This window comes from Streptomyces torulosus (genome assembly GCF_001419765.1).
Classification (GTDB): domain Bacteria; phylum Actinomycetota; class Actinomycetes; order Streptomycetales; family Streptomycetaceae; genus Streptomyces; species Streptomyces torulosus.
Window position 1 is genome coordinate 1 of record NZ_LIRK01000391.1, and the last position, 8,918, is coordinate 8,918.

An 8,918-nucleotide genomic window follows, 5' to 3' on the forward strand; every position below is an offset into this window, starting at 1 on the left:
GCCGGAGCTCCGGCAGGTACTGCAGGCGATGGTGCTCGACGGGCTGTCGGTCCGGGAGACCGCCGTCCTGCTCGGGCTGCCCGAGGGCACGGTCAAGACCCGGGCCCGCCGGGCCCGGCTCGCGATGCGGAAGGCACTGGCATGAGCGTGGAACACGCGTCGACGCGAATCATCGAGGCCTACGCGCGCGGCGCCACCGGCCTCCCGGACGACGAGGTGTGGGCCGTGGAGGCCCATCTGGAGATGTGCCCGGTCTGCCGGGACCGGCTGTCGGCCGCCGTCACCGCCGGGGTGCCCGCCGTGGCGTCCCTGGTCGACACCGTGTGGTCCGGCCTGGAACCGCAGGTGGCGGTCACCGCCCCGCCGCCCCGCCGCCGGCGCCGGCCGGCGTGGTTGTCGCGGTGGGCGACCCCCGCGATGGTGCCGTGGCTCGCCATGGCCGCCGCCGTGACGCTCGCGGCCCTGCTGCTCGACCTCCTCGCGGGCGGCCCCGGCCCCGGGTCCGGCGACGTGAACCCGGTGCTGGTGCTCGCCCCGGTGCTGCCCGTGCTGGGCGTCGCCGCCTCGTGGGCGCGCGGCCTGGACCCCGCGTACGAGCTGACGGCCTCGGTCCCCCGGGCCGGGCTCCAGCTGGTGCTGCGGCGGACCGTGTCCGTGCTCGCGGTGGTGGTGCCCGCGCTGCTGGTGGGCGGCTGGGCGACGGGGGTGATGGTGGCCCAGTGGCTGCTGCCCTGCCTGGCCTTCACCTCGGCGACCCTGGCGCTCGGCGGTGTCGTCGGCGTGACCCGCGCCGCCGTCGGACTCGTGGCGGTCTGGGCCGCCGTGATCGTCGCGCCGACCCTCGCGGAGGGCCGTACGGCCCTCGCGCTGCGGACGGACGGACTGCCCGTATGGGGACTGATCCTCGCTCTCTGCCTCGGTGTCGTGATCGCCCGCAGGGGCGCGTACTCCGTGCTGGGAGCCCATCGATGACCATCGGAAAGGACCATCGCATGTCCACGCTGAGCGCGGCCGACATCGCGCCGACGGCCTACGCCTGGGAGATCCGGGCGGACGGGCTGAAGGTCAGGGCCGGAAGGAAACGCATGGCCGTCGACGGGCTCGACCTGTCGCTCGGCACCGGCGTCCACGGCCTCCTGGGGCCCAACGGCGCCGGCAAGACCACCCTCATCCGGGCACTGGCGACCGTGCTGCGCCCCGCCGGTGGCACCCTGGAGCTGCTCGGCGAGTCCGTCGGCGGCCGGGGCGAACACCGCGCGCTGCGCCGCCGGATCGGCTATCTGCCACAGGAGTTCGGCTACTACAAGCGCTTCACGGTCCGCGAGTTCGTCGAGTACATGGCGTGGCTGAAGGAGGTACCCAAGGCGGACATCCCGGCGGCCGTGCAGCGCGCCGTGGAGCGGGTGGGGCTCGCCGACCGCGCCGACGAGCGGATGAAGGCTCTGTCGGGCGGCATGGTGCGCCGGGCCGGTATCGCCCAGGCCATCGTCAACGACCCGACCGTCCTGCTGCTGGACGAGCCGACGGCCGGCCTCGACCCTGCGCAGCGGGTGCGGTTCCGGCAGCTGCTGCAGGAGCTGGGCACGGACACCTGTGTCGTCGTCTCCACCCATCTGGTGGAGGACGTCGCCGCCGCCTGCACCGACGTGGTGCTGTTCGCCGAGGGCCGGCTGGTCTTCCAGGGCACCCCCGACCAACTGGCCGCCGCGGGCGGCCCCGACGACGAGGGCGACAGCCCGCTGGAGCGCGGCTACTCGGCGCTGCTCCAGGGCTCCGCCGGGGAAAGGGGCAGCTGGTGAACGCCCGTGTCCTGCGCATCGAGCTGAGGCGGTCCGTGGCCCCGTGGGCCGGCGTCGTGATCCTCGCGACCGCGCTGGGGTTCCTGTATCTGCTGAGCGGTCCCTGGTGGAAGGGCACCGCGCTGTGGACGGCCCAGTGGACGTCCATGGCCATGTGGACCCGCACCCTGCTGATCTTCCTGTGGCCGCTCGCCGTGGCGCTCGGGGCACTCCAGGGGCTGCGCGACCATCGCTCGAAGGTCGTCGAGCTGCTGGCGAGCACGCCGCGGCCCGCCCGGCACCGCGCGGCCGTGACGGCGGGCGCGAGCGCGCTGACCCTGACGCTGGCCTTCGGTCTCTTCGTCCTCCAGGGCGCGGGCCAGGTCCTCGCCCACGCCCAGTACCACCACCTGGGCTGGCTGCCGATCTCGCTGGTCGGGGGGTTCTCCCTGGTCGCGGGGGCCGTCCTCGGCATGGGGATCGGGCGGGCCCTGCCGTCCCCGCTCACCCCGCCGGCGCTGGCCGTGGCCGCCTTCCTGTTCACCGGTTTCGTGCGGGTGTGGTCGGACTCGGCGGTGCCGTCGTCCAGCCTGCCGAACCGGCTGGTGCTGTTGTCGCCGACGGTGGCGGACGTACGGGAGATCCTGCTCACCCTGTCCGCCTCGGTGCACCTCGGCCAGACGGTGTGGCTGCTCGGCATGGCCGCGACGGGCTTCGCGCTGCTGCTCGCCGTGACCCCGCGCACCCGGCTGCTCGCCCTGGCCCCCGTGGTGGCGGGCGCGGCGATCGCCCTGCTCGTGCTGCCCTCCGACCCGCGCCGGACGTACGTCGTCGACGAGGCCGCTGCCGCTCAGGTGTGCGACGGTCCGGTGTGTGTGGCCCGCGTCCACGAGGCCCGTCTGGCCGGGCTCGCGGGCCCCGGCCGCAAGGCGCTCGGCCTGCTGCACGACGCCCTCGGCGAACGGGCGCCCACGACCATCCGGGAGACCACCACCCCCCGAGGGCTGATCGAGCAGCCCGAGCGGTCCCGTACGGCCGTGCTCGTCGACTTCGACGACGACGCCTTCACCCGCACCGGGGGCGAGGACCTGACCCGGGCGCTGGTCGCCCAGGGCATCGCGCCGCCGTGCTTCGCGCGCAGCCAGCAGGAGAGCGGCACGCTGGGCGAGACCGCCGCGCAGAGCGTGGTGGCGGGCTGGGCCCTCGGGAAGCTGGAGCCGATCCGCGGCACCGTGCACCCCGCGGACGAGCAACTCGCCACGGCCCGCCCGGTGTTCCGGGAGCTGGAGGGGCTGCGCTGGTCCGAGCAGGTCGCACGGATCAGGGCGGCGCACGCCGCGGCGGTCTCCTGCGAGGGCGACCCGCTGACGGTGCTGGAGGACGGTGCGTCCGGGTGAGGTGGCTGACGCTGTACGCGCGGTCCCGCCAGGTGCCCGCCGCCCTCGCCGCGGTGCTGATCGGCGCGGTCGCGGTGTGGGCGCTCGCCGGGAGCGGCGACGGGCGGAGCGCGCCCCTGCTGCCGGCGCTCGCGCTCGCCGCCGGGGCGACGGCGGCCTCCGTCGGGCTCGGCGGGCAGGACGTGGCGCTGGACCGGACGGCCGCGATCCGCTGGAGGTTCCGCCGGGCGGCGCACGTGCTGCTGATCGGCATGGTCGTCTGCGCGGTGCCGCTGGCCTTGCAGGTGCTCGGCGAGGACCTGGCGACCGCCGGGTTCCTCGTCCGCGACGCGGCGGGGCTGACGGGGCTGGTCGCCGTCGGGGCGGCGGTGTTCGGGGCGCGGTACGCGTGGACGCCGCCGATCGCCTGGCTGTCCGTCTCGATGGTCGCCCCGTCCCCGGCGAGCGTGCCCGAGGAGGTGGCCGGCTGGCTGCTGCTGCCGCCGGGCACCCCCGCCGCGACCTGGACGGCGCTGGTCCTCGCGGCCCTCGGCACCACGGTGTACGCGCTCGCGGGACCGCGACGGTGACCGGCGCCGGACCGGTGGCGGAACTTCACGGGGTGCGGCAGCCGTTGGCAGGGTGACGCGTGGAACGTGCGCGGACGCTGGACGACATGGGCTGAAGCCGAGGTGGCACGGATGGCGATGTGGGATCGGATCAAGGACCAGGCCAAGGGGCTGCAGCAGCAGGCACAGTCACGGGGACTCGGTGGACCGGGTCAGGGACACGGCCCGGGACACGGCCACGCCCCGGGCCAGGCGTACGGGCAGGGGCACGGCCGGCCGGGCGGATCCGGCGGTTCGAAGGCCCAGCTGGTCAGCGCCCTCAAGTCCCAGCTGACGTCGCTGAAGACGGAGCTCAAGAGCGGCGCCTACCGTGACGCGAGCATGGCCATGTGCGCCCTGGTCGCCGCCGCCGACGGCACGGTGGACCCGGCCGAGCGGCAGCACGTGGAGTCGCTGATCCTGAACAACGACGTGCTGCAGAACTTCCCCGCGGACCAGCTGCGGCAGCGTTTCAACAAGCATGTGGACCAGCTGTCGTTCAACTTCCAGCAGGGCAAGGCGGCCGTGCTCCAGGAGATCGCCAAGGCGGCGAAGAAGCCTCAGGAGGCCCGCGCGGTCGTCCAGACCGGCTTCGTCGTCGCGGGCGCCGACGGGTACATCGCGTCGGCCGAGGAGCAGGTCCTGCGCGAGGCGTGCGGTGTGCTCGGGCTGCCCACGCAGGAGTTCGGCCTCTGACGGCCCGCCCGTGACGGGGCGCCGGGCATGAGGCGACCCCAGGCCGACGGCCTGGGGTCGCCTCGTGTCCCGAGGGTCCAGGGACGGCTCGTCAGCCGGTGGTCACCGGCCGCAGCTTCGCCCGGAAGTGCCGCAGGATCGGCGACTGCTCCACGATCCGGAAGCCGTGCACCGACCCGGCGTCCTTGGCGATCTTCTCCAGGGTCCGGCCGACGTGGTCGTAGTGGCTGCGCGTGTACACCCGGCGCGGCAGCGCCAGCCGCACCAGCTCGTACGGCGCGCTCTTGATCGGGTTGCCGTCCTCGTCCTCCTCGCCGAGGTAGAGCGACCCGAGCTCCGCCGAGCGGATCCCGCCTTCGAGGTAGAGGCGGCATGCGAGGGCGTGGCCCGGGTAGTTGTGCGGCGGTATGTGCGGCAGCAGCCGCCCGGCGTTGAGGTAGAGGGCGTGCAGGCCCGGCGGTTCGAGGATGTCGACGCCCGCCGCGCGGACCCGCCCGGCGAGATGCGTGGCGACCTCGGCCCGCTCCGCGAGATAGCTGGGCTCGGTCACCTCCAGCAGGCCCACGGCCATCATGTCGAGGTCACGGCCGGCGAGTCCGCCGTAGGTGGCGAAGCCCTCGGTGGCGATGAGGAGCCGTTCGCACTTCTCGGCGAGCACGGGGTCGTTCAGTCCGATGAAGCCGCCGATGTGGACGATGGCGTCCTTCTTGGCGCTCATCACACAGCCGTCGGCGAGGCGGAACGCCTCCTCTGCGACCTGGCGCGGGGTGTGGCCGGCGTAGGCGGCCTCGTGGCGGGTCACCAGCCAGGCGTTCTCGGCGAACCGGGCGGCGTCCAGGATCATGGGGACGCCGTGGCGGCGGCAGAGTGCGGCGGTGGCCTTGAGGTTCTCCATGGAGACGGGCTGACCGCCGCCGCCGTTGTTGGTGATCGTCATGACCACCACGCGCACCCGGGAGGCGTCCGGCCCCTCCAGCCAGGTCCGCAGCGCGTCGAGGTCGATGTTCCCCTTGAACGGCTGCTCGCTGTCGAGGTCCTTGGCCTCCGGGCACGGCAGGTCATGAGCCTGACACCCGGAGAGTTCGACGTTGGCGCGGGTGGTGTCGAAGTGGGTGTTGGCCAGCACGATGCCACCCGGTTCGAGGAGCGTCGAGAACAGGATGCGTTCGGCGGCGCGCCCCTGGTGGGCGGGGAGGATGTGCGGGAAGCCGGTCAGCTCCGTCACCGTCTGGTGGAAGCGGTAGAAGGAGCGCGAGCCGGCGTAGGACTCGTCGCCCTCCATGCCGGCGGCGAGCTGGGCGGCGGAGATGGCGCCGGTGCCCGAGTCGCTGAGCAGGTCGATGGTCACCTCGTCGGCCCGCAGGTCGAAGAGGTTGTAGTCCACCCGTTTCAGCGCCTCCTCGCGCTGCTCACGGGTGGTGAGGGCGAGCGGCTCGACGACTTTGATGCGGTAGGGCTCCACTGTGGTCTGTGCTCCTGTAGCTCTGTGGACTCAACTGATGGCTGGTGTGCCGGGGACCGGCTCGCGTGCCGTGCTGCCGGAGGGCGCCCGCTGGAAGGGCGGCGGGGAGGCCGGCGGCAGGACCTCGTACGCCTCCGAGGAGAGGTACGTCGTCACACGCGGCGGTCTGCCCCGTTCGTGGGCCAGCGCCACGTACGCGATGAGCCCCCGCCCGTCCCGCGGTGCGCGCGGGGTGACGGCGGTCAGCGCCCGTTCGAGTACGGCGGGGTCGATGCCGTGGCGGGCGAGGACGGCCGTGGCCCGGTCGAGCGCCACCCCGTCGTGCGGGACGTACCCCCGGATCGGGACGTGCAGGGTGAAGCCGGTGGGCCCGCCCGTCGTCCGGGTGAAGGAGTGGCAGGTCAGCACGGGCCGCCGGTCGAACCGCGCCTCGGGGCCCGGTGTCCCGTCGTCGTAGCCCCCCGTCTGCCGGAGGAAACCTTCCAGCACCTCGGCGTCGGGGCCGGGGCCCATCCGGGACAACCCGCCCGCGTCCGGTGCCCTCAGCTCGCGATGGGTGACGTACACCTTCACGCGGGGCGCCTGCCAGTCGCCGAGGTCGAGGGCGAGGAAGGGGTAGCCGTCGCCGGGCGGCAGCGTGTCGAAGGCGCCCCGGTGGCCGAGTCGGTCCAGTGCCTCCCGTACGGTCTCGGCGGCCCGGTCCGCGCCGCGCGCCGCCGGGTTCAGATAGACCTTGACCTTGGGGACACCGCCGGGCCGCAGTTCCAGCGCGATCCACAGGGCCAGCGGGCCCTCCGGGTCGTCCGGGAGGAACAGGTCCTCCAGCAGGTCGAGTTGGCCGGTGGCGAAGCCCCAGCGGTCGGCCATCGAGCGGACGACCGCCAGCCCGGCCCGGCCGTTGTCCCGCAGGCTCGCGGCCCCGCTGCCCGGTTCCAGCAGCACCCGCAGGGACGGGGGCCCGTCCGGGACGAACGACAGCGAGAACTCCACCGGTGTGGAGTCGTCGGAGAGGAACGTCCGGGCGGGGGGCGGCAGGTCCAGCGACCGTTCGGCCACCCCGGCCAACGCGTCGGTCAGCACCCGCGCATAGGTCTCGGCGTCGGCCTCGTCGATCCCCGACACCTGGCACAACCGCAGCAACTGGCCCGTCACGAGACCGCCGAGCGTCTTCGTCGCCCGCGCCTCGGCGGCGCCGGGCCCGCTCACGAGAGTCCCCCCGGGGTCCGGGGGGACACAGAAAGATACCCGCCGACCTCGGCGGGTATCTCGTCGTGCGGTAACTGACGGGCGGTCACGCCCCCCGGAGAGCCTTCGTTCCCCAGGGGGCCGCGCCGTCGGGAGCGGTGGTGTGCGGCGGAAGGTCGAGCAGCGGCGTCGTCGGAAACGTGGTCCACGACACCTCCCTTGTTTCGTTAGTCACCACGAATGCCGCCGCGTTACTACCCCTTAGGTTGAATCTTCATGCAGTGTCTGGAAGTTGCGCCTGTTGCGTGCATCACCCCTTCAACCAGGACAGGAAGGAACTCCAGACACCCGCCCGCTCCGCCCTGCGGCCGCCAGGCGCCCGGTGGTCGGGCCGGGCGGTCTCCTGCGCACGCGCCGGGGTGGGCCGGTGCACGACCTGCGGGGTGAAGCGGCACGGCAGCACGGCGAGCGCCCGGTGGAACGGGCCCGGCCGCCAGGTCAGGCTGTCCTCGGGCACCGCCAGCTCGATGTCGTGCAGCCGGTTCAGCAGGTTCTCGATGGCCGTCATGGTGACCAGCCGGGCGAGGTCCTTGGACGGGCAGGCGTGCGGGCCCGCGCTCCACGCGAGGTGGGCGCGCCGGCCGCCGGTCTGCCGGGCCGCCGCCAGCGCCGGGTCGGTGTTGGCGGCGGTGATGCTGACCAGCACCAGGTCGCCGGCGCGCATCTTCGTCCCGGCGAACTCCAGGTCGGAAGCCGGGTAGTGCGGCGCGTAGTTCGCCATGGGCGGGTTCTCCCACAGCGTGTCGTCGATGGCCTCCTCGATGAGGCCGCCGTCGGCGTACCGGTCGTGGGTGAGCAGCCGGTGCAGGGTGTTGCCGATGAGGTTGCGCAGCGGTTCGGCGCCCGCGCCGAGCAGCAGGATCAGCTGGTGGACGAGTTCCTCGTCGCTCAGCCGGGCCTCGTGCCGCATCAGGTGCGAGGTGACGTCGTCGGCGGGCCTGGCCCGCTTCAGCGCCACCAGCTCGCCGACGGCCTGGCCCAGCACCATGTTGGCCTTCTCGGCGTTGACGCCCTCGAAGACACCGGAGATGCCGAAGACGACCCGGTCGCCGACGTCCGCCGGGCAGCCGAACAGCTCGTTGAACACGAGCAGCGGCAGCTGCTTGACGTAGTCGTTCATCAGGTCGACCGAGCCGCGCGCGGCGACCTGGGCTATCAGGTAGTCGGAGGCGCGCTTGGTCATCTCCGTCAGCTGGCGGGAGTCCACGCGGGCCAGGGTGTCGGTGATCGCCTGGCGCAGCCGGGCGTGCTCGGCGCCGTCGGTGAACATCGCGTTGGGCCGGTAGCCCAGCATCGGCACGACGGGGTTGTCCGGGCCGATCCTGCCCTCGGCGACGTCCCGCCAGCGCCGGGCGTCCTTGCGGAAGTTGCTCGAGTCCTGGAGCAGGTGGAGCGCCGTCGCGTGGTCGGTGACGAGGGTCGCGTCCACACCGGGCGCGATCTCGACCGGCGCGGTCGCCCCGAAGTGCCGCAGGTACGCGTAGTACGCCTGGGGGTCGGCGGCGTACTCGGGGGTGTACAGCGGCACCGGCAGTCCGCTGCCGTGGGCGGGGCACCCGGGTGGCGGAACGGGGGAGTGGGGTTCGGGGGTCATGTCTGCGTCTTGCTCCTAACGGGCGCGGTCCATCAAGTAGCGGACGAGCGTGATCAGTGCTTCGGCGGACGATCTCTCGTCGCGCGCGTCGCAGACGACGACGGGGGTGTCGTCGAGCAGATCGAGCGCTTCGCGCAGCGCCCTCTCGTCCCGTAGGGG

At 73.4% G+C, this 8,918-nt stretch carries 9 protein-coding genes and 1 pseudogene; 6 read left to right on the plus strand and 4 right to left on the minus strand.

Features of this window, described 5'->3' with window-relative positions:
• The 6 genes from AOK23_RS26270 to AOK23_RS26295 all read left to right on the plus strand — a co-directional run.
• Positions 1-145 (plus strand): sigma factor-like helix-turn-helix DNA-binding protein (locus AOK23_RS26270; protein ID WP_169800332.1); only part of this gene is annotated, 145 nt, incomplete at its 5' end.
• Positions 142-972, plus strand: coding sequence for a zf-HC2 domain-containing protein (locus AOK23_RS26275; protein ID WP_055715108.1), 831 nt, complete (start codon positions 142-144; stop codon positions 970-972). The genes AOK23_RS26270 and AOK23_RS26275, both read left to right, overlap by 4 nt.
• Positions 969-1,799, plus strand: coding sequence for an ABC transporter ATP-binding protein (locus AOK23_RS26280; protein ID WP_055715109.1), 831 nt, complete (start codon positions 969-971; stop codon positions 1,797-1,799). The genes AOK23_RS26275 and AOK23_RS26280 overlap by 4 nt, the downstream gene beginning before the upstream one ends.
• Entirely contained in the window at positions 1,796-3,175 is a 1,380-nt protein-coding gene (locus tag AOK23_RS26285) for a hypothetical protein (RefSeq protein WP_055715110.1), read from the plus strand. The genes AOK23_RS26280 and AOK23_RS26285 overlap by 4 nt, the downstream gene beginning before the upstream one ends.
• On the plus strand, positions 3,172-3,744 hold the full coding sequence (locus tag AOK23_RS26290) for a hypothetical protein (RefSeq protein ID WP_055715111.1): 573 nt from the start codon (positions 3,172-3,174) through the stop codon (positions 3,742-3,744). Before AOK23_RS26285 ends, AOK23_RS26290 begins: the two co-directional genes overlap by 4 nt.
• Positions 3,745-3,855: 111 nt before the next feature.
• Complete coding sequence (locus AOK23_RS26295) at positions 3,856-4,458, plus strand: tellurite resistance TerB family protein (RefSeq protein ID WP_055715112.1); 603 nt, start codon at positions 3,856-3,858, stop codon at positions 4,456-4,458.
• 91 nt (positions 4,459-4,549) lie between these two features.
• On the opposite strand, the gene AOK23_RS50275 is transcribed toward AOK23_RS26295, so the two are convergent.
• The 4 genes and pseudogenes from AOK23_RS50275 to AOK23_RS50285 all read right to left on the minus strand — a co-directional run.
• Positions 4,550-5,920: a tryptophanase gene (locus AOK23_RS50275; protein WP_055715113.1), complete on the minus strand. Its 1,371-nt coding sequence runs from the start codon at positions 5,918-5,920 to the stop codon at positions 4,550-4,552.
• 30 nt (positions 5,921-5,950) lie between these two features.
• Positions 5,951-7,126, minus strand: coding sequence for a tryptophan dimethylallyltransferase family protein (locus tag AOK23_RS50280; protein ID WP_063791404.1), 1,176 nt, complete (start codon positions 7,124-7,126; stop codon positions 5,951-5,953).
• A 289-nt stretch (positions 7,127-7,415) separates the two neighbouring features.
• The gene (locus AOK23_RS26310; protein ID WP_055715114.1) at positions 7,416-8,759 is read right to left on the minus strand and encodes a cytochrome P450; all 1,344 of its coding nucleotides are present in this window, start codon (positions 8,757-8,759) and stop codon (positions 7,416-7,418) included.
• A 15-nt stretch (positions 8,760-8,774) separates the two neighbouring features.
• Positions 8,775-8,918: pseudogene (locus tag AOK23_RS50285) on the minus strand (ATP/GTP-binding protein); the annotation flags it as partial.

Excerpts from the sequence above, each read along its gene's own strand:
- AOK23_RS26275 (WP_055715108.1), top strand. The coding sequence starts at position 142 with ATGAGCGTGGAACACGCGTCGACGCGAATCATCGAGGCCTACGCGCGC.
- AOK23_RS26310 (WP_055715114.1), bottom strand. The coding sequence starts at position 8,759 with ATGACCCCCGAACCCCACTCCCCCGTTCCGCCACCCGGGTGCCCCGCC.
- AOK23_RS26295 (WP_055715112.1), top strand. The coding sequence starts at position 3,856 with ATGGCGATGTGGGATCGGATCAAGGACCAGGCCAAGGGGCTGCAGCAG.
- AOK23_RS26280 (WP_055715109.1), top strand. The coding sequence starts at position 969 with ATGACCATCGGAAAGGACCATCGCATGTCCACGCTGAGCGCGGCCGAC.